This is a genomic window from Rivularia sp. UHCC 0363 (assembly GCF_034931125.1).
Taxonomy (GTDB): Bacteria; Cyanobacteriota; Cyanobacteriia; order Cyanobacteriales; family Nostocaceae; genus Rivularia.
Genome location: NZ_JAYGHM010000097.1, coordinates 1 through 21,521, shown reverse-complemented (window position 1 = coordinate 21,521; position 21,521 = coordinate 1). Strand labels below are relative to the sequence as shown.

Here is a 21,521-nt window from a genome sequence, read left to right as displayed (position 1 = left end):
TAAGTACTCGCTTGGTATTGATAAAGCCCTAGCTAATCCCCGGCGGGTTTTGTGACTTAATCTCGTGGTGATACCTCGTTCTATTTTCCCTAAGGAATGTAGGTGAATACCGGCTGCATTAGCTAGCTGATTCTGGCTCATCTTTAATTCCACGCGCAACCGCTTAATGTAGTCCCCTACTGTTTCTTGTGGCAAAGGAGTGTTAAAAGTATCCATCAAAAGTAATCACTATTTACCTAAAAAAGATATATTAAATAATGATGGTTTTCGACATAAAAATTACATAATTTAGCATTAAATTGACTGTTACTTTAGCCACTGTTATTACTGAATTTTTGTCACGTCCGGAAAGGGCGAAAAGTACCAGACGTACTTATGAATTAGCGTTAAAACCAATACTTTTAGAATACGGAAGTTGGGCAATTGAAATTATCGGTAAGCAAACTTTAGTTGAGTATTTAAAAACTCTGGAAGATTGTAGCTATACAACTCATCGTAAGTACCAAGCAATACTACAAAGTTTATTGAATTTTGCTGTTGAACAAGGTTATATCAAGTTCAATCCTATTCGTGGTTTAAAACAACGTCAGCCGAACTCAGAAAAAGGGGAGCATAAAACTGATGGAGCGATACGATATTTAACTGCTACACAATTAAATATACTTTATAAAGCTGTTGCATCCGATTTACGGATGAATGCGATAGTACACCTATTACATCATTCAGGTTGCCGTATAGCAGAGCTTTTAGCGTTAAATATAGATGATTTAGATTTTACTAAGTATAGATTTCAAGTCATTGGTAAAGGCAATAAACAGCGTAGTTGTTATTTCGGTAACGCGGCTACTGAAGCATTAAATAAATATATCAAATATGAGCGTCATAATACTGTAAATGCACTGTTCACAGCCCAACAGCCAGTGACTAAAGTTGTCAGTAGAATTAGCTATCGTACAGTGCATGAATATTGGCGAAAATTAATAACTCATTACCCAGAGTTAGTTGGAATTAAAATACACGATTTACGGCACACTTTTGCGACGGAACGTGTTGGTTTAATGGGTATTGAGGAGTTACGGGCACTGATGGGACATGAAAATATTCAAACAACTCTACGCTATCAAAAAGTTACGTCTGCTAGGGCAGAAGAAGTTGCACATCAAGCTCTAAAAAGATTGACTTAGATTACCAAAAGTTTGTGTTTAAAAAAGTATTTTTATGATCTATTTGAAATTATAGTGGGTATATAAAATTCTGTTTTTTACACAAATAAAAAATAAAAAAGCTGGTAGCTGAAGAGAATGCACTATACTCTGCGCCAGGAAAGTAAGTTTAAGCAAAAACCAAATCATAAAATCTAAATTATTGCAAGTATCTTAACAAAAGTTTGCAACGTGTCCCATTTTGCACGTATCCCGGCTGTACCCCAAAACTGTTTGCACTAAATCGATGGGATTTTCTCCAGTTTGTTTGGAATCAAAGGAATTAACAGACTTGGTAGCAAACTTGTTGTCGTTAATCATCAGTAACCTGTCTGTACTAAGCCAAAGTAAAGGTTTATTTTTATCGCGCTCGAATCCCAGTTGATAGGCTACATCTTCCAAAGAAATATCATAGGGCGATTTGGATAACTCTTCTAATTTCTTTTTTTGAATCTGAATTTGCAGCTGCAATTGTTGGTTTTGTCTTCTTAATTCGTCAGCTTCTTTTTGTTTTGCAAGGGCTGTTGCTTCCATCTCCCGGCGTTGACGTTCCGCTCTATCCCTGTCCCTAGCTTTATCGCGCAGTACTTCAATATTATCTGTTTGAGGAGAATTAATATTAGTGTAATATCGTCCGATATCAATATGTGTCGCCTTACTTCCCCGTATCCCGCGTTCCAAACCAAGGGGTTTCATCGCTTGAGCATAATCATCTTGCCATTCCCGTAACAATTTGGGAGAACCGAAGAACGCACTGGCATTGAGTTTACCACGTTCATCAATTGGCACCATATGTGCGTGGATGTGGGGCGTAACCTCATCCAAGTGAGCGGCGGCTGAGATTATGCGATTGCGCGGAACGGAGATTCCTTCAGGTGTAACGCTAAACCGTTCCTGCAACCATTGCTTGTTGAAGTTGAGCCAACGGTTTAATTGTAATTGTTCGTATTCACCGGGTTCGGTTTGAGTACTGGGACGAAAAAACTCCGGGGATGCAGATAAAACTAGTTCTACACACAGCACGGCATTCTTGCGAATAGTTTGGTTGCCAATATGATTAAAGGTGTCTTCGACTAAATCTTGTTCGGGATTGCCCATTAACCAAACATTCTCTTTATAGGGATTAGCATTGGGCGTTTCTCTATCGCGTTGAACGTGACTTGCAGAACCCGCAATTTGTCCCCCAGTTTTTAGTTTTTTCATTAAAAAAATTGCGTATGCCATATTATTTAATTCTTAATTTTGATGGATGTTTCATTAGCGCCTCTGTGTGACGTTAATTAATTCGTAATATGCATAAAAGCCCAGTACGTAGCGCATTTACGCTTGTGTATGTACAGTAATTAAATAATCCACTCATAAAAACTTATTTAATTGTCGAAACACCACCCTTTTTTATCTTCTTCAAATAAAGTTTAATATAAGGGCTTATTAAACCTACCGTCAGCACCGAGCATCCTTCAATATCTCTCAATCCTTCTATTTACAATAAAAATAGATAACTAATGAAGTAATTTGAAGGAATTAAATAAATTCCGTAATAAGTACACTCTTGGGGTTGAAGAAGCAGCTAGCGCAGCGCTCGTGTGCGGGAAAAACGGCAGATGCTGAGCGATACTTACGACGCGGAATTTAATACAGAAGTTGGAAGAAGGAATAATTCACAAGAAAGACAACAGAACTTGGTAAAGGCAAATATTAGTGGTAGATGAAACGCACAACTAGCGACTAACCGAGCAAAAATTTAACTTGATTATTGTGTCTATTTACATATTTTTTAAGTAAGGTATTAATCCCCATTAACTTGTCTTAATCCTTCTTATACATATCTGAAGAATAATTGAGCAGAAAATTGAGATAAAATTGGAATTCTATGTTTCATAAATTAATTAATAATTACGTTCGTCTAAGCCGCATCGCGAGCGGTAATTCCGATTTGGTAGAACATCCACCCGAATTGCTTTCATTTCTCGTGACGCAGGTGCGCCATATCGCGTAATTCCCCATGCTGATTAATATGCTCGACAAGCATTTTGGAATAGCCGCCTGCTTGTTCTAAACGCTCCAAATTGCCGACCAAAATAAACAATTCCTTAGCGCGACTTACAGCCACATTCAGTAGATTTGGACGGCGGTTGATAAACCACAAACTATCCGACGGACGACACTGGCGAGTTGATAGAATAATCGCTGATTTTTCGCCTCCTTGGAAGGTATGAACCGTGCCAATACTGCCAGGAGAAAAATCTTGCCAAACTGATTGCAAATGCGATTTAAGCGCATTCGCTTGACGGCGGTAGGGAGAAATAATTCCTATCGTTTTATCGTTGTCTGGTGAATTAATGCAGTAGCCCGCTTCGAGTAGTTGAGCCACAATTCTTTCCACCGCCAAGACTTCAGCCGGGTTGGTGTGGGATTCGTATTCACCGCTCACATGGTATGCAATTAAGTTTGAGCCAAGCAGCGATGGTTTATCTGGGGTTTTGACAACCATGCCGTAATTACAAACGCGATCGCAATATGAGATAATCGGCTCCACGCAGCGATAGTGTTCTTTGAGGATAATCCCTTGTCCCATGTCTCCCGGTTTTCCGCTTGCACCAGCAGCCCGGTGGTAGGCAGTGGCAGTAGTGGTAGCTGTAGGGCTGTAGAGGTCGTAATATTCTGCTGTTAGTCCCCGTGCATTAAAAGCTTGGTTGCAGTACTGTTCTAGGGTTTGCTGGGTCAAATTCATCACTGGTTCGAGTTGCATGGGGTCGCCCACAAATAACGCTTGATTACAGCGCACCAATACCGGAAATGCTTGATGGAGTGGTATCATCCCGGCTTCGTCTACAATTACCCGGTCTATGCAACCGCTGTCGGGGTAGGGGAAGAGGTTGCGGATTGAATGCAGAGTTGATGTAAATACGGGGAATATAAGGCTGAGATTGCGGTAGATATTGCGCCAATCGCGTGCTATGGTGCGGAATGCATCCCACTCGCCGTTGAGAAAGGCGATATAAGTTTTGATGGAGCTAATTACTTCTGAATTGCGTTGTAAGGCGATTAGTTGCAGATACTGCCACGATAGTTCAAACAACTGTACTTGTGAGTGATGATTTTCGGTGTGGCTGGGGGTGCAGTTTTCTTGGGTGGGAATTGATGCAAGTTTCTCTTCAAGCTGTATTTTGCGAGTTTTCATCTCTTCAAGACGACGAAGGGCATTTGACATATTTCCTAAATGTTCGCGCCATTGGTTTGCAGCTTCTAATTGTGCCGTGAGAGTAGATTTAGCAGCAATTAACGATTCTCGCGTCAACGGCATTTGAAATGGAAAAGGTGTCGCCAGCGTTGCAGATATGGGAATTTCAATTTGTTGGTACAGGCGTTTGAGAATATGTCGGTCAGTAGTTTTAGTCAATTGTCGCCAGAATTTGACTAGCCAGCATTGAAATCTTGTCCACCAATTATTATTTCTGCCTTTATTTAATCCGTTTTTAGTACAGTACAACGCACGAATTGCATTATTTAGATGCGGTTCTATCTCCAAGTAGGCATCAAATGGATATTGGGAATAGTCAGTTTTAATAAGTTGCAGATTGAGTTGATGGGAATCACTATTACTCCGTAGTAACTGAGAGGAATCTGTACTAACTCCTCTTTCCTGGTTGGCTATTTCTTCTACCAAAACTTGAATATCTACATTCAACCATTTCAATAATTCGTTATCAGCAGCTTGTTGTTTTACGTAAAATTGGTCTTGGTTTTGTAGAGTTTGAATTTGGTTTTCTACTGCTAACAATTGAGCAGATATTTCTGCTAATTTGATTGCGTCAAAAGTTTGTTGTTGCAACCAATCAAGCGCAGCCTGTAGCTTTGGCAGTAATTGTTGGTTAATTAACTCTTTGCTACCTCCTGATAAATAAAAACGTTCCGTTCCTGTTATGGAGGATAATCTTTCCTCAACATTAGTTACTGCCCGATTATTAGTACTGGTAACTAAAGTAAGATTGCTTATATCTTCTCCTGTTTGTGCTAAATGTACCGCCCTTTTTACTACTTGCTGCGCTATGAGGTGTAGAGTAATCGTTGTTTTAGCATTACCTGGTGGTCCAAAAGCTGCGGTAAGAGGATTTTTTTGAGCGTGTTTGAGAACTGCGGCTTGCGAGTCGGTTGGGGGATGGGTAGGAAAAGCGCCACTATACAATGTTTCATGGGTTGGTTCGTTGGGTTCCCCAAACAAATATTCGTAAGCAGGATGTCCCGGTTGCGCCCATAAATACTGTGGTGTGTCCAGAATTTTCTGCAAATCTTTTTTTAAATTGTAATTCCAATTTCCCAAGCTGCACTGAAATAGATAAGGATTGCGCTTGGTTATGTACGGTTTAGGAGGTACTTCAATCAAGTCAACAAAATCTTGTAAAGTTTGAAAGGGTTTTTTAAAGGTCGTTTCTAAAAATACTTTTAACCCTTCAAGCGTTACTAAATTTTCTGCTTCTTCCTCATCTAGCCCGTAGAATTCCATCAAGTTAGGAATGATTGGTTGAAAGCTGCAACTATTTAAGTCCCATCCTTTAGCGCGATAATTGCCTGTAAATATTGCAGAAATATCAATCGCAAATAAGGGATAAAAGCGGCGGCTGTTATCAATGACTCGCCAAATAGAAGGAAACGTCACGGCTATTTTAAAATCATTAGTTTTACCTTTTTTGACAACTTGCTGATATTGCTGTTTGAGTTCCTTGAAAGTAGATTCATGCAATGAGAGATTATCACCAATGATAGAAATACCTTTATCAAAGATTTGGTTGCTATCATCAGCAGCATTGATTTGCGCTCGGCAAAGGTTTTCTAGGTAAAAGAAATCTAGCCAAGCATCTAATATCTTGGTAATTTTTGAATGGTGATTGGACATTTTTATAGCATTTGACTAAATATTGGTTTTGGCACAGCGTAAAAGCAATTCGCATTCGCCGTTCCGGTGCTGGGGCTACGAATACCAATTCGCAATTGCTTGGTCAGTTCCGCCATTAACGTGCGACGCAAAACAGAACAATAATGATGAGGAAGACAGTACAAAACTATTTCATGACTGTACTAACCTCTGTGTAAATTTGAGAAAAATACCAAGCTTAATTGGTTGCTATAAGTTGTTCCAATTGGGTAATCAGAGGTTCTAATTTCGAGCGCTTATTGGGGTCTGACCAAAGACGCATCTTTTTAATTTGATGAAGTACAGACGTAACGCGCTTTGGATAATCGCCATTTTCTGTTGATATTTGGTTTTCTTCTGTTGAAGTTTGGGTATTATTAAGAGCGCAAATTTTTTCTTTTATTGTTCTCAAAGACCAGTTTTGGGATACTACTTGTTCTAAAAAATCTACACGCTGCGACTGGTCTTTAATTTTGTTAATAAATTTAGCTTTTGTGTACTCAATCAAACCGTTTCTCAATGCTTGTTGAATATCTGGAAACAACTTGAGTAAGGGGAGTCTTGAGGAAACAAACGATTGCCAAGATAACCTACCAAGCGCATCAAACAAATTTTGAATTATTTGATATTTGGAACTAACCAAAACGTTTTGGTTAGAATTTCCTTTTTCTTCATTCGCCATCTTATAAAGTAGGGATACTACACTATCAGTTGGCATTTCCAGTTTGATTGCAAGCAATTCCAGAATCCCTTCTGTTTCCTCAAAAGCGTTTAAATCCTCCCGTTGCAAGTTTTCGATCAGGCGGATTTCCTTAACCTGGTTATCGTCAAGGAAGAGTACATTAACCGGAACCTCTTTTAAACCAATTTTTTGAGAAGCTTTGAAACGGCGATCGCCACAAATTAGTTCGTAGGTGTCATCCGTTAGGGGACGCACTATTAGGGGTTCGAGGATTCCGTGTTCTTGGATTGATTGCGCTAGTTTTTCCAGCTTTTCGGGGTCAAAATAACGGCGGGGTTGTTGTTTGTCCGGGCATATTTGTTCTATGGGTAAAGTTCTCAGTATCTGTGAATTCTCTAATTCTTCTGCACTATCTTGATTTGAATCCAAATTGTTGTCAGCAGACTTACTTACATCTCTTGGGTTGAGACTCGATTCTAAAAATGCATCAAGTCCACTACTAAGACTAGTAGCCATCAGTTTTTTTCTCATAATATTGAGGGTTGTGACTGTACTTTCATTTATCAATTACGTTTTCGTACCGAAGGCGCTTAAAATTACATTTCGAGTCGTGCGCTCCTTCCTTTCTTCTGACTTCTAAGTCGGGCAGTCGGCAGTCGGCAGTGGGAAGAAATTTAATAAGAGAATTGGTGGTGTAAATTGTTTTTCATGGGGACTGCCTCCTACATTGATTCGATACCACCAGCTAATTCTTCAAAAACATTCACTGCTGGATGTTTGGGAGCGTGCATGGCGAGGGGTATTCGCTTTTCAGAAGCATCGGTAAATGCCGTACTTCTTGGCACGGGAGGAAACACTTTTCCAACTTGGGATAGGGTTTCTTGAATCGTTCCCAACGCCCTGGTATCGTGAGAGTTACGGCTATCGTATTTTGTAGGAACAAAGCCTGCTACAAGTAAATCGCGGTTGATTTTTGATTTAACTCTTGCAACAGTTTTTAATAGTTCACTGCTTCCTTCAAGTGATTTAAAATGCGTCTCAATTGGTACGAGAATGTAATTACTAGCAACCAGCGAAATGTAACTCAAAATCCCTAAACTAGGAGGACAATCAATCAGGATATAATCATAGTTATTCTTGATAGGTTCGAGTGCTTCATGTAAGCGAAACTCCCGCATATCAGCGTTAGCAAGCTGAGACTCAGCCAACGATAGCGCAATATTTGTTGGTGCTAAATCCATGCCATTTATGCCTTCATGAATTGGCAGGGGTTGCTCCTCGACTACTGCATCGTAGATAGTTTTCTCCAACTCTCTAGGAACTAAACCCATAAAAGTTGTTAGCGTTGCTTGCGGGTCCATATCAACAAGCAACACGCGATGATTTCGCCGGGAAAGGTGATAGCCCAAGTTTTGTGTAAGCGTGCTTTTCGCCACCCCACCCGCTTGGTTAAATTCGGCTATAATTTTGGTCATATTTTAATGCAAAACTTGTGTAAATTGGTATTGCCACACGTATCCACCACAGCGATACGCTCCGTGGCTGGGGCGTGACGCTGTAAAATAGCGCATCTATATACGGTTACGTCAAATGACAATGCACGTAACAGTCTGTACTTGCAATTCCGTAATTACAGTTTACTATTGTTCAATTAAAAACGACAAGTTAAAACTGTGAAGATTTTCTTATTTAATTAAAAACTGTTTTATAAATTGCATAGTAGAAGAACCCAATTGGTACGGCTCCTTCTTAACTACCAGCTTCTTTATTACGCCTACAAGTACTTGCTTTGAGGAGATTACATGGATTCACACGAGAAAGAAGTATTTCCTTCTCTTGTACGAGATATACGTAAAAAGATAAACCTTTCACAAAGGGAGTTTGGTAAATTGTTTGACCCTCCCGTCAAGCAGCAGTCGGTTGCTTCTTGGGAACGTGGGTTAACAGTACCCGACCGCAAATACTGGTCGAAACTAGCAGAGTTACTAGATATGGAGGTGGGGCGCTTCTACGAATATGTGGGTACAAATATTACTTCCCCCGCTAGTGTATTAGAAGATATCGCCCTTAAAATCAGAAGTTTGGGTGCATCAGAACTCAACTCAATTAACGAACTTATCGCTCAACAGTGGACGAATCTTGAGAAAGAACCCCCAACAGCTGATAAAACGCACTTGCGGATTTTGAGAAAAGGGGCTGCAACCTGGAACCAGTGGAGAGAAAAACATCCGGAGATTAAGCCCAATTTAAGGAGTGTTGATTTGAGCGAGATTAATTACATTGATTTAAGTCAATATAATCTTGCTAGTGCTGACCTGACTAATATTAAGGGCTTTGCAACTAATTTTTATCAAACTAACCTTGTTGGCGCTAATTTGAGTGGTGCAAAACTACAAAATGCAAATTTTTGGAAAGCTGATATGAGGGCTTGTAACCTTAGTAATGCTGCTATCCTCAATTCACACTTAATTGAAGCAATTCTTAATGAAGCTAATCTTAGTAATGCGGTTTTAACGGATTCAAACTTGAGCCAAGCTAGTTTAATTAAAGCCAATCTTAGCAATGCTAATCTTACAGGAGCAGACTTAAGCGATGTGAATTTGCGACAAGCGATGGTAGAAGGAGCGGTATTTGTTAACTGTAATGTTGCTGGAATTAGTTTATGGGATGTGGATTTAACTCGTATCAAACAGGGTAATCTTGATGTTTCTGCGCTTAACAAAAACGGCATTAAGCAAGATGATTTAGCATGGGCGTTGTTTTGCAACTTGCGACATCAACAACCAGAACTTTTTGAAACGGAGAACTTAAAGAAATTTCTTGATGAAGAGCAAGAAGTTATACGTATCGCTTCCGAAATTGTTGAAAAATTTGGTGGGGAATCGCCTGGGGGCAATTCTCGCTTATATATAAAAATGCGTGAAAATACATCTTATAAAATTTATCAAAATTTAGATTTACTAGAAGTTACTGTTAGCGATGAAGATAGATTTGCGGTTATTTTACGAGTAAATAATGGATGTATTGATAGCAATATAAAACCGAACGATATTAAAAATCTTAAAGCGCTGCTGGAATTAGAAAAAAATAAGTCGCGATAACAATAAAGTGAAATAATTTGATGGGTTACTATCAGCTAAAATGCAGGTATCGTTAATTATATAAAATTAATTTAACCAGCAATAAATCAGCTTTTATTTTATTTTTGTTATGCTGCGTTTATTATAACAACCTGAGAGTAAAATTATTTCTGCTTCAAAGTCATTTTTAATCTTCAATTTTGAGCAGGTAATTGATATTATTGCTGAGAAACTGCTTGCTGCTGTTTTCTAACTGCACGAGCGATGAGAGGAGCTTTTTTTCTAATCCTTGTAGAGTTAAATCTCCATCCAAATATAATTGATACCAAGATTGACGCTGGCGCAAAACTCGTTCATCATCGCGTAACCGCAACCGTTCCAAGGTAAATTCTGCTTTCTGACGTTGTTGAGAGGGAACTTTATCTGTTAACACTAACTGTAAAGAAGGAAGCAGAATTTCAAACCAATCATCTCCCAAATCAAAAGGGTCAAGAACTTGGTCATCAAGCGTACCTTTACAACTATTAATCCAAGCAGAAGCAAAGCGTAAATTACTCCATTCGTAAGCCAAATTACGATAATTATCGCGGCTTAGATAATGCTCTACCGTACCAACTGGTTCGTACATTGCCGAATATGCACAAAGATTATTAAACCCATCGGCTAAATTACTTTTAAAAGGCGACCAATAATCCCTAGTTCCTTTTTTAGGGTCGGGATTTTTTGCCAACCAAGCATTTCCTGGTTGTCGTGCTTTTTTATCAAAATCTGGTGGTTCTGGTGGAGGTTCAAACGGTATCATTTATATGTTAAACCCCCGATAATCCAGCAGAATTTCTTTTTTCTGATGTGACTATCCAACGCGGCCAAAATGGGTCGTGTCCGGGTAAAAGTCTTTGTAATTCCTGATGAATTTGTGAGTGGGTTCTCAAGTTTTCTGGAAAAGCATTCAAACCGTCATGACGCATCCAAGCTTCTGCGGCTTCAATGGCATTTTCTGCTTCTTTAGAACGCGCTTGTTTGAGTCCAAAAATTTCTGAGGTTAACCATCCAACTATATCTCCTTGTTTTGACCAAGGTATTTCATCAAGAGTGACTTCTTTATCTTCTAATTTGAATAAAAATAATCTATCTTCCTCTTCATTAAAATCTGGTTCTAAGGAAGCAAGAACTAGTGGAGAATGAGTAGTAACTAAAGCCTGTATATTTATACTATTTTGTAATTCACGCGCCACATCTAAAATAGCTGGTAAAATTACTCTTTGCCATTGGGGATGTAAGTGAGATTCAACTTCATCTATTAATAAAACTATTTGATTCGTTGGACTTTCTTGGCGCAGTTCAGAAGCTTTTTTATGTTCGTACCAAGTCCATACTAGTAAATAAGCTAATCCCAAAATCCGCTTCATTCCGGCAGAAGCTTGAGTTACAGGAACGTTACCATAAGGCAAATTAACTGTAGGAATATCGCGCACGTCTTCCACAGAAACTCGCGTTGGTTCTCCAATCTCTATCCATTCAGAAGGGTGAGGTGCAAGTTTTTTAATGACGTTATAAAATAGTTTAAAGGGATATTTATTGGGTTGATTTTGCCATGTAACCCAATCTTGAATTAAACCATTACAAAGAACTTTACCGTTTATTTTTAAGCCGTTCCAAAGCGTATCTGGGTTAAAATTATAAGCATTATCCCGGTTGCGTGCGGGGTCAAAAACAGAAAAACCACCATCAACGCGCACGTAAATAATTACCTCTTTTAATAAGGGAGGCATTTGTAAATTACGCCATTGTTGTTCGGAGAAATCAAATTCACTTTGATATTCTTTTATGTTATTTTCGGTGCTAACTAGGCAGTTAATTTTTGGGTTTCCTTCTTTATTTCGTTGTGGATAAGCAGGTTGTTCTACCCAGTTTCCAGTGATTACCCACCAAGCAACATCGAGTAAAAAACTTTTACCCAAACCGTTATCACCTGTAAATATATTGAGTCTATCGGCAAATTCAACATCAAAATGGTCGGCTGGACCAACTTGCTGGAGGTGAAGTTCTTTCAACATTTAATTATCCAAATCTAATATAAACGTGAATCAATTCTATTTTTATCCCCATACCGTTCGTTGTGGTGCAATTTTAGATTGTAAACTTACCAAAGAATGGATGTGGATAACATATAGGGGACAGCTTTGTTTCCCAAGTGTCCGTTAAACTCAAATGTAAGCGCCGTTGCACGCTCTCAACTACGTGAGCGCCTTCTTCTAAGCAACGGCACGAACTGCAACAATTTGGAGTAACCGTCAATGTATAATACAGAACTTCCTACCAATCAGTCTGACTTTGCGGAACTGCTCCGCCGAGTTTTGGCGGGAGAGGAAGTTGTTCTTTCTCAAGCTGGCAATCCCGTTGCCCGTATTGTGCCTGTTACGAGACAGCCATCACCAAGAATTCCAGGATTAGACCGTGGTAAGGTGGTTATCGCTCCTGACTTTGACGAACCCCTACCGGAGGATGTTTTGAACGACTTTCTTAATCCCCTAGACATCCACAATGAAAGCATTACTTGATACCCATGCATTTATATGGTGGGTTACAGACGATTCCCGACTTTCATCTACTGCTCGCGGTGTAATTGCTGACGAGGGTAATGTATTGTTCTTGAGTGCTGCGAGTGCGTGGGAAATCGTCATCAAAGTACGTTTGGGAAAATTGAATTTACCAGAACCGCCAGAAACTTACATTCCGAGTCGATTGACAATGAATCGATTTGAAAGTCTACCGATTCAGATGGTTCATGCTTTACAAGTAGTGAATTTACCAGACTTTCACCGTGACCCTTTTGACAGAATAATCATTGCTCAAAGCCAAGTGGAGAAAATGCCGATTGTAACTGTAGATACTCAAGTCACTCGGTATCCTGTTGATGTGATTTGGTAATTATAGGCACCCATCTGTAACGCTTCATTCATCGGCGCGTTCGTTGAATGCCGACTGCAAACTAAACGGCAAGCACCCAGGATTAACAGCTGCCCAAGCTTCTGCTTCTGCTACTAACACGGAGCATCCCGAATCCATGTAGAATTGGTACTTGGCGATTTGCTCTAATCGCGATCGCTCTTGCCCTAGTAACAAACGTCCTGTTATCACGCAATACGTCCTCACCGCTTTCTGGGCATCGAATAATGCTTTCAGTCGCAACCGGGTAGCTCGTTTCAATTCCTCAACTTCTGGTGGCACAGAAGAAGATGAAGGTACAGTACAATCCGCCCGATCGAGATTGATTGATAAGTTTTTATTATCGCCATTTTCAGCCGCGCCGCAGCCATGTGGGTATTTAGAATACTTATCAGAATTATTTTCTATCGGTTTAAAATTGTTTAAACATTCTGATGAATCATTTGAATTATTAGATTCATTGTTGGAATCATTGAAATTGTTAAGATTATTTACATTTTCAATAATTTCTGGATTTTCTAAATTCTCTGAATTTTCAATCTCAGGATTTAATTCGTTATTTGAATTATCAAAACAATTTTCAATTTCTGGATTTTCAATTTCAGAATTTGGTTGATTGTTGGAATTGTTAAAAATATTTACATTTTCAATTTCTGGACTTTCAACTTCCACGCACTCAACTTGATCCGACACTTCGGAAGCAGACGACTCCCCCTGCGGGGAAGCGTCTGCGGGAGGCAGGCACAAAACCTTCATATAGGAGAAATACCCGTACTCGCCCATCTGGCTTGGATTTTGGGCGTTTTTATTTTGGTCAACGCTTATTTGCTGGTTAAAATACCCGTACTTGTCCGTCTGACAAGCATTTGAGCTATTTTCTGCCCAGGGGTCTTCCACATAAAAATTCGGATGCCACAGGTGGAGATATTTCCGCAGCGTTTCTCTAGAAATGGTTTTACCAAAACTACGTTTGTATTCAGCACTTATTGCCAAAGTTCGGTCGGTTATTCCTTCGGGTAAGCCCGTACTCCATTCCAATGCTTTTACCGACCAACGAATGCGTCTTTGGGCTTCTTGGCTGCGCTGTTCGCTTTGTGCTTTACGTCGGTCAAATGGTATTACGTTATCTTTGGTTTTGGGTTTTCTAGTGTTCCCCCCACCTGCAATTATCTCCGCAAATGTGGCTGCAAAGGTTTCACGGGGGCGTTCTGGGTAGCTGGCATATTCGGAATACCATTTGTTGTTGATACTGTTTTTAGCCCATTGACGTACCCTAGCTTCTATTTCATGTTGGTGTCCGCAATATTCTGTGTAGCCAGGGGCGTTTGTAGCGACTTCTAAGGCGTATTTAACTAATTCGGAGTACTCTAACCCCAAAAATACTATTCCATAGCCTACAAGGATTTGTAGATAGGTGTTTGTTTGTCCTTTTCCCGTCCACCCGGTGGCGATGATTTCTTCCCAGTCAGTACGCCAAGAAAGAGCATCTTTAGAATAAAATTTGCTGTACCTTTCTTTGGTTATCGTTTTTCTGGCTTTTCTGGCGAATCTTTTAAGTTTTGTTAAATCTTGGCGGCAAGAGGCGCGATCGCAGTGGTCTAAGAAGACTTCTACGCTGTCGCCGATTGGTTCCAGGTCGTCATCTAGGAGTAAGGCACCGCTATGGGGCTGCATGGGGCAGCGGATGGCGTTGTAGTTGGTGACTGTGTTGCTGCCGTAGGGTTTGGCATTGGGGAAGACTTCTAGGTGTCCTTGGCGGATGCTCAAACCTGCTTTTCTTAATGCTATTTCTAAAGCGCAGGCGAGCGAGAAGGTGGTTATTTGGGTAGAAAAGGGGATTATTAGGTGGTAGCCACCGCTATAGCTGGATTGTATGGGGACTATATCGGTGATGCCGATGTTTTCTAGGGCGTGTTGGATTTTTTTTACGGATTCTGGGTTATGGTAGTCGCCGCCGTCATCTAGGTCAATTACGCCGAATTTCGTGTTGTTCCCAAATCGGATACCCACCAGTTTGGACGGGTCTTGGTGATAATTCCAGAGCGTGGAAGCTTGGAGGTAATAGCTAATAGTACGCCATGCTGGTTTTTCTTCTCCGCATGGTGTAAGGGCTACTATTGCGCCATGAGGGTGGTAGAAGCATTGTACATAACGCTTACCCACGGGGTCAGCGGGTGAATGGGGTTTGAGTTTTTTGTTGTCAGAAGCCGGACGGCTTGAAAAGCGGTTATTTTCTGGTTTTTCTGGTAAATACATATGGCTGCTCCGATGTTGAATCATCGGGGTAGCCGCCTAACTTGTTTTGGTTAATCTCGTTCCATGTAACTTAGAATGAAAATCTTAAATTTGTTGTGCTGGGGTATTTTTCCAGCGTGCTGAGACGACTATGAATCGTCTCGCGGTTTTTTTCGGTCTGTGGAACGGATAGGACGCGGGCGAACTACCGCTTTACTGTGGTGTTTTCTGGTGTTTTCTAGTTACATACACGGAACGGGATTAACCAAGCACAAGGCGAACTACCCAGCTTTTTCTTGCGCTAAAGTCATGATTCCCTGACATATCAGGATGGTTTAATTTTTTACAAATACATACTTCCTCCTTGTTTTGGTTACTGAAGCTTTCCAAGTGGAGGGTTTCCGCGTTTTTGTGCAACTGTCTACTACTTTCTTTTTGTGAGCCGGAATTTAACGATTTAAAAAATGTCCAATTGTGGCAAAAAAGCTGTACAGAGAGACGCAACTTGTAATAAGATGTGTGTGTAGCACAAAGCGGAGTCATCTCTGGTTAAGACTTAAACAGTGATAGAAAAGCTTGCAGGCACAATCCATACTGGTTAGGTTCTTTGAGATATAACCCTCCGTTGCAATATTTAGTTTTTAGGGCAAAATTCGCTTACTTCAAGCTTTTTTGTCCTTTAAACATATTCAATCATCTACAACCTCCTTAAATAATTCAAAGCCCCTATCAATTAATAAGAACTAGTTTTACTTTTTGCTGCTCCTGAATATCGCAGCAAGAATTGTTCTGCGTAAACAAAACTAATGCACTTATCATACTATTGCCTGGGAGCAAAGGTAAAAGAAATTGCAAAAAAGAATAGAAAAATAGGCGAGAGGCGAAGAAGGTCAATAAAGAAAGCTGCACAGGCACAATGCGAGCAAGATTAACAGTTTGTCCAATGTACAAAACGCAGTTGTCCATTAAGACAAAGTATACGCATGGCTTGTTGGCATCTGTGAACGTTCAGCTAATGGTAACGATGGCAATTCAAGTGGGTCGATACTGTAATGATTCATGCATCTTGCTTATCCCCTTTGTCTTTAGAATCATGGGGAATATTTTTCTTTGATTCTCTAACTTCAATCGTTTCTATGATCAGTCTGCCAACTATATAACTGACAGACCTGTCTTCTTCAGTTGCCCATACTTCAAGCTTTTCTTTGATGTCTTTAGGGACATATACGCTCACTAGTGCTTTATCTGTTGGCATTAATAACTTTAACTATATAAAATCACCTCCTTCATTATCATTTCTTAAACTTACCTCAACAAATAGTCAGGTAATGTACTTTTCATTGTGGTAAAGTACTATTATCATATCAGCATAAATAGCAAATACCCAAAATCCTTACGCTGCCAAAAATACAACTAATGAGGGGCATAGATTCGTATTTCCATTAAGCCTATGAATAAAATCATTAAAAAGTGGGAAATACCCTCCCCGGCTACATTGTTGCAACCACGCGCCAACTGGGAGCAACTTTCTGTTCAGATGCCTTCACTTGTAAACGCTCTTGGAAGCGACAGCGCCTCATTCCCAAAGCGCGGCGTGTGAGCGGGGGTACACATATGGGTGCTAGAGAGAGGAGTCTAATTACATCAAAACAATGAAAACTCTTGTCCAGACGTTGTTTCAAGTCTTGTAAATATGTTTTTCATTCAATTGTTGTCCAACTTATCAGATAGGTGTCCAAGGGTATTGATACATGGTTCAAAGTTATTGACGTACCTGATAACTAAGAATTTACGGATAGTCACTTAAGAGATACATCACCACCGTATATCTATGTAGTAATAGTAGTAATTCATATATGGCAAGCAATAACTACTTAAGAAAGTATAGGAAGCTCAGAAGTCTTTACGAGCAGACTTTAGGAAAGAAAATCTCAGATATAACTTGGTACAGATTAGTTGCGAGTATGAAGCATCATTTAGGGTTTGCAGTAGAAAATCCTTCAAGTGATGTGATTGTCAAATCAGTTGCACAATTTAAGTCACGTTATAAGCGATTTTCGTTTACGAGTGAAGATTTCCAAGAGTGTTGGGAAGTCTTTAATAAATATAGAAGCAGCAATCAAACCTTTACCTGTGACTCGTTTCTACACGACTTGACAAAAACATTAGAGATAAAAGAAATACCTAGAAGTACAAAATATCACTGGTTTAGTCGTTGTGGATTGTCTTATTCAGCTAATAAAAAGTTCAATAACGATGATTTTGCATTAGTTGCACTTGGTGCTGCCAAATGGGCATTTAATAAGCGCATTATTGGCTCAAAGTCAAACACGCCCAAACCTAGAATTGAAGTTTTAGCTATTGAATGAATATGACTCAAGGACGGAATTTCAAAATCAAACAATTAGAGTTAATTATTTGGAATTGATAGTGGAGTAACTGGAGAAAACGGCATGGCTACTACAAAATTTCAGAACAACGTTCGGACAAGGTTATACAAGAAGAATTATCAGGGTTTTTCACAAAACGATTATTTAGAAGCTGCAAAAATTATAGGTTGCAATGACTTAGATAACCCCACTCCAGAACAAATAAAAGCAGGGGTACAGTATTTGATTGATAAACATAATCAATCTCTAGAAATTCCCAATTCAGAAAATACACCCTCAGCTTTGACAGAATCAGAAGCTACTCAAGAAACGGGGAATTCAACCGCAATTACCAATCAACAGAAAGAGCAATTAATAACAGTACAAGCCCAATCGTTGGGAATAGAGTTGAGCGAATCAGAAATCACAGATATCTCCCAAACCGTTAGCGACTCATTCACCGACTTTGTTAGTGCTGTAGAAACTATCAACTCATCAATCAAAGATTATGCCCAAAGTAAATTTGATGAAGTTGAACAAAAAATTGATGCTAGCAATAACAACCTGCGTGACTATATCAATAACAGAACTACTAGCTTGCAGAGAAAGAGTGTAGAAGGAGTCATAACAACAAAGGAGGTGTTAGAGCAAAAAAGCTCTAATCTCAAAAGCTTCTCCAAAAGTCTTTCGGCAGCATTCAAAATACAGTAAATACTCAACATTTACTGGAGCATTAAAGCTACTATCAATCCTTATTCCTGCTTTATTCCTAATAGATTACTGCTACCAATCAATCAGCTATCACTTAAAATACCAAGCCTACTTAGAAAGAAAAGACAGAATACAGCAATACCAACAGTGGATGAACTACCAATGTACAGAAATACTAACAGAGGAGAGGATTAATCGTTGTGAAAAATACTGGCAAGCTAAAAAACTTGGTTTCTTCAAAATCACGCCACCTAGAAAGACAACTACGTGGGAAATTCAACGCTTCCACAAACCTAATTTACAGGGCATTAATGGGCGACCAAAAAGCACTAAAACTAATCGGTCAAATGGGTAATGATGGAGCAAAGATTAGTGAATTTGCACCAAAAGTTAAAGATAATATGATTGCTGCAATCAAAGGCGCAGAAGATTTAAACACAACTTTAGCAGCTATTTATAAACAAGCAGGTGTAAGTGGAGAAAGAATAGAACGAGAAATCCAATCATCCATCCTTGCCGACGATAAACTAGCAAATCAATTAGAAGAATTAAGCCTTGACTTTGAAGGAGCTAAAAGTAGAGAGGAATTGCGCCATAAACAAGCCACAGAACATATCACATTGAAAGCTTGGGTAGACCGCCACATGATGAGTATTGATGGCGAATACAAGATGCTGCAAGAAGAATTAAAAACAGAAGTAAGGCAACAAACAATTGATTTACAACATGACAAAGACTTAGGTAACTATTATCTTGATGCTGGTGATAATGCTAGAGATGATTTAAAACCCAAGAAACAATATGCAGGACGTTCAATAATTCAAAAGATTAAAGATACCATCCTTGGATTCTAGTTGTCTTCATAAGGAAGAGGCAAGAAGGAAGAAGGAAGAAGAGAAGATTATTTAATACCCCTTAAACCTTCTTTCCTATAGCTGAGCGTAATTATCTATGATTCAAGTTTTTGGAGAGTCGATACTAAAATGCGTTGTAATTCATCAACTTCTTTCATTACAGGCACAAATAGTTCTGTAGATGCCAAACCTACTTCTTTAGCAATAAATAGTTGGGTATCTACTTCTCTTAAAGAGCAAGACGGAAATCCTAATAAAACGTACATATTCTTTTTTGCTGTTTCTGCCATATCCTTCAGCAATATTGGAAGGAACAGATACAGATGCTCGTCTTATTTGATTTGTTAGTCCATATAGTTCAGATTGAGGAAAATATTTTGTTAATTGGTAACACAAAATGGCTAATTTTACACCACGTTTCCAGATAAACTGTTCTCGATGACTACTCATATTTTTGAAGAAAGAAGTTTGAAGAATGAAGTAATAGTAATACTACCATTTATTCTTCTTTTATCTTCTTCTTCCTTCTTCTTCCTTCTTCTTCCTTCTTCCCTCTAACTCCTTCCTTCATTAACAATGATTGAGCAATTTGATGATTTAGAAGAACAAGAGCAATCGGAAACTACACCAGATACCCAATTACCCAAAGACTTAATAGAACATCTGGAAGAACGTAAAAAACATAGAAAGCAAGTAATTCAAACGACAGAACTGGTACAGAAATATTTCATAAGTTGGTCGTTAAGTGCTAGCGGATTTTTTCTTGCACGACTACTTTTATTAATCAACGGTGGTGCATCTCTGTGGCTTGCAGCAGGATTATGTTTTTCTATTTGTTCAATTAGTTCAATAGTTGGTTTATCTGGGTTTAGAGCTAATTATAATGACGGATTTGAGGTGGAAGGAATGGAGAAACCAGTAAAAACAATTGGTGGTTTTGTAATAGCTGCTGGAAGCACCTGGTTGGCAATTAAAGATTATCAATACTTCCAGCAAATGACTACAGATAGCGCATATCAAATCAGCGCCGATATTCAGACTATTTATCAAGAAAGACCTTGGTTAGACCCTTGGCTATCAATCGGTATTGCAGCAGGAATAGTGCTTGGTTCTTTATTTATTATTAGCAGGAGATGAGTAGAAATGAAGAAGGAAGAAGAAAGAGGGAAGAGGGAAGAAGGGGGGTTTGTTTTGAGTGAAGAATACCCCGGAAGTAAACCAAACAATGAAGATAAATATTGAATTAGCTGCGTGTGCATATAAGTTTGCTTTTATTACTTCTTCCTCCTTTCTTCTTACTCCTTCCTTATTAATAAATGAGTAGAAATACGATTGAACTATCAGCCATTGTAATATCAGCAGTAGTCGGTATAACTGGCTTCTGCTTTTCTCATTCACGCCAACCTTACCCACTAGCACAAATACAATTATGTCCGCAAACTGCTAACAAACAGGAGAACATATTAGCCGATAAAAAGAAAGTTAAAAAACTACGATATTATGATTTAGAAAAAGCACAAAAGGAACTAGATAGTAAATACTGCCATCAACCAAGATATATTCTTGCAGAAGAGTGGGACAAATATAACAGCTACGGTTCTATTATTCCATACATGGGTAGCACGATTAGCTTAGTAAGAATCATCCCTAGAGATAACCCTTATCAAATATACGGTAATGTAGCTTCCGTCGTAGGATTGTGGGGTATTTCATTAACGCTAGCTTCTCGTGTCGGTAGGCTTAAAAAATCCGATTACCAACTAGGAGAAACCGAGAAAACCACGGCTTACTATAATTGGCAGCAACACAGACGCAACCGAGATATCAAGCAACATTCCAACCAATTATATACAGATACTTTAAAAGACGGTTTAACTCAAGAAGATTTACAGCAAAGAAAAGAACTAGGGTTAACCGATGACGAGAATGAAGCTATTAAAAACCAATTTCAACTCGAAGATTACCTAAAAGCCAGAGCCGTAAATCATTCCCAGATGGATAAACAAATTGCATCTGTCGAGGGAACATTTGAAGCCAGGAAATCAGGCACAATTCAACTTAAAAAGTTTTCAGCTAATGGAGAAACACCATTATCTAGAGTACAAATTGTGCATGGATTGGTTGATGAGAATGGTAACGAATTGTCAGAAGTAGAAAGAACATTACCTAGTTGGTTAGAAGCGAATAATATTTATCAACATTTCAACGGTAAACCAATAGATTTTAATCATGAATAGAATAAAAAATCAATTACAACAATTCCAAGAAATAGGAATTTGGTATTCGTTAGCTTGCTTATCATCCTGGGCGACAGCTATAAGTATTAGCATATTTATTGTTTCTGGAGTTGCATTAATAGCTTTACCACTAACAGGGAATAAAACTCCAGAAGCACTTAAAAGGGCAAGTTCTGGAAGCTGTGGATTTGCAATTGGGTTTATTTTATTAGGAGCAGGAGCAGCAGCCCAGGGGGATAGAAATGCTTCATATATGCTGGTCAGATTAAGTAGAAATTATGATTCAT

The 21,521-nt window shown here is 39.1% G+C and carries 19 protein-coding genes and 1 pseudogene; 10 read left to right on the top strand and 10 right to left on the bottom strand.

Annotated features, from left to right (window positions below; genetic code table 11):
* On the bottom strand, positions 1-216 hold a 216-nt coding region (locus VB797_RS32255; RefSeq protein WP_323241881.1), incomplete at its 3' end, for a helix-turn-helix transcriptional regulator.
* A gap of 77 nt (positions 217-293) precedes the next feature.
* On the opposite strand from VB797_RS32255, the gene VB797_RS32250 reads away from it, so the two are divergent.
* A complete protein-coding gene (locus tag VB797_RS32250; RefSeq protein ID WP_323241882.1) occupies positions 294-1,184 on the top strand; it encodes a tyrosine-type recombinase/integrase in 891 nt (296 codons plus the stop codon).
* Positions 1,185-1,376: 192 nt separating this feature from the next.
* Here VB797_RS32250 and mobV read toward each other — a convergent pair whose 3' ends face one another.
* The 4 genes from mobV to VB797_RS32230 form a co-directional block, all read right to left on the bottom strand.
* Complete coding sequence (gene mobV, locus VB797_RS32245; RefSeq protein ID WP_323241880.1) at positions 1,377-2,426, bottom strand: MobV family relaxase; 1,050 nt, start codon at positions 2,424-2,426, stop codon at positions 1,377-1,379.
* Between the two features lie 739 nt (positions 2,427-3,165).
* Positions 3,166-6,099, bottom strand: a complete 2,934-nt coding sequence (locus tag VB797_RS32240) for a DEAD/DEAH box helicase (protein ID WP_323241878.1) — start codon at positions 6,097-6,099, stop codon at positions 3,166-3,168.
* A 217-nt stretch (positions 6,100-6,316) separates the two neighbouring features.
* Positions 6,317-7,315, bottom strand: a complete 999-nt coding sequence (locus VB797_RS32235; protein ID WP_323241876.1) for a ParB/RepB/Spo0J family partition protein — start codon at positions 7,313-7,315, stop codon at positions 6,317-6,319.
* A gap of 206 nt (positions 7,316-7,521) precedes the next feature.
* Positions 7,522-8,274: an AAA family ATPase gene (locus VB797_RS32230; protein WP_323241875.1), complete on the bottom strand. Its 753-nt coding sequence runs from the start codon at positions 8,272-8,274 to the stop codon at positions 7,522-7,524.
* Positions 8,275-8,601: 327 nt separating this feature from the next.
* On the opposite strand from VB797_RS32230, the gene VB797_RS32225 reads away from it, so the two are divergent.
* Positions 8,602-9,900 (top strand): pentapeptide repeat-containing protein, encoded by a 1,299-nt coding sequence (locus VB797_RS32225; protein WP_323241874.1) that lies wholly within the window; start codon positions 8,602-8,604, stop codon positions 9,898-9,900.
* Between the two features lie 166 nt (positions 9,901-10,066).
* Here the strand turns inward: VB797_RS32225 and VB797_RS32220 are convergent, their stop codons facing one another.
* Positions 10,067-10,681, bottom strand: a complete 615-nt coding sequence (locus VB797_RS32220; protein ID WP_323241873.1) for a hypothetical protein — start codon at positions 10,679-10,681, stop codon at positions 10,067-10,069.
* Between the two features lie 7 nt (positions 10,682-10,688).
* Positions 10,689-11,936, bottom strand: coding sequence for an ATP-binding protein (locus VB797_RS32215; protein ID WP_323241872.1), 1,248 nt, complete (start codon positions 11,934-11,936; stop codon positions 10,689-10,691).
* 240 nt (positions 11,937-12,176) lie between these two features.
* On the opposite strand from VB797_RS32215, the gene VB797_RS32210 reads away from it, so the two are divergent.
* Entirely contained in the window at positions 12,177-12,440 is a 264-nt protein-coding gene (locus VB797_RS32210) for a type II toxin-antitoxin system Phd/YefM family antitoxin (RefSeq protein ID WP_323241871.1), read from the top strand.
* Positions 12,424-12,810, top strand: coding sequence for a type II toxin-antitoxin system VapC family toxin (locus tag VB797_RS32205; RefSeq protein WP_323241870.1), 387 nt, complete (start codon positions 12,424-12,426; stop codon positions 12,808-12,810). The genes VB797_RS32210 and VB797_RS32205 overlap by 17 nt, the downstream gene beginning before the upstream one ends.
* Before the next feature lie 24 nt (positions 12,811-12,834).
* Here the strand turns inward: VB797_RS32205 and VB797_RS32200 are convergent, their stop codons facing one another.
* Together VB797_RS32200 and VB797_RS32195 are read right to left on the bottom strand one after the other, a co-directional pair.
* Positions 12,835-15,108: a hypothetical protein gene (locus tag VB797_RS32200; protein WP_323241869.1), complete on the bottom strand. Its 2,274-nt coding sequence runs from the start codon at positions 15,106-15,108 to the stop codon at positions 12,835-12,837.
* Positions 15,109-16,120: 1,012 nt separating this feature from the next.
* Complete coding sequence (locus tag VB797_RS32195; RefSeq protein WP_323241868.1) at positions 16,121-16,318, bottom strand: ribbon-helix-helix domain-containing protein; 198 nt, start codon at positions 16,316-16,318, stop codon at positions 16,121-16,123.
* A gap of 601 nt (positions 16,319-16,919) precedes the next feature.
* Here VB797_RS32195 and VB797_RS32190 point away from each other — a divergent pair.
* From VB797_RS32190 to VB797_RS32180, 3 genes are all read left to right on the top strand, one after another.
* The gene (locus VB797_RS32190; RefSeq protein WP_323241867.1) at positions 16,920-17,432 is read left to right on the top strand and encodes a hypothetical protein; all 513 of its coding nucleotides are present in this window, start codon (positions 16,920-16,922) and stop codon (positions 17,430-17,432) included.
* A gap of 84 nt (positions 17,433-17,516) precedes the next feature.
* Positions 17,517-18,143, top strand: a complete 627-nt coding sequence (locus VB797_RS32185; RefSeq protein ID WP_323241866.1) for a hypothetical protein — start codon at positions 17,517-17,519, stop codon at positions 18,141-18,143.
* A 200-nt stretch (positions 18,144-18,343) separates the two neighbouring features.
* Positions 18,344-18,997 (top strand): hypothetical protein, encoded by a 654-nt coding sequence (locus VB797_RS32180; protein ID WP_323241865.1) that lies wholly within the window; start codon positions 18,344-18,346, stop codon positions 18,995-18,997.
* 95 nt (positions 18,998-19,092) lie between these two features.
* On the opposite strand, the pseudogene VB797_RS32175 reads toward VB797_RS32180, so the two are convergent.
* Positions 19,093-19,447, bottom strand: a pseudogene (locus VB797_RS32175) (four helix bundle protein).
* Between the two features lie 126 nt (positions 19,448-19,573).
* On the opposite strand from VB797_RS32175, the gene VB797_RS32170 reads away from it, so the two are divergent.
* The 3 genes from VB797_RS32170 to VB797_RS32160 all read left to right on the top strand — a co-directional run.
* On the top strand, positions 19,574-20,134 hold the full coding sequence (locus VB797_RS32170) for a hypothetical protein (RefSeq protein WP_323241864.1): 561 nt from the start codon (positions 19,574-19,576) through the stop codon (positions 20,132-20,134).
* A gap of 179 nt (positions 20,135-20,313) precedes the next feature.
* A complete protein-coding gene (locus VB797_RS32165; RefSeq protein ID WP_323241863.1) occupies positions 20,314-21,234 on the top strand; it encodes a hypothetical protein in 921 nt (306 codons plus the stop codon).
* A partial coding sequence (locus VB797_RS32160) for a hypothetical protein (protein ID WP_323241861.1) occupies positions 21,227-21,521 on the top strand: 295 nt, incomplete at its 3' end. The genes VB797_RS32165 and VB797_RS32160, both read left to right, overlap by 8 nt.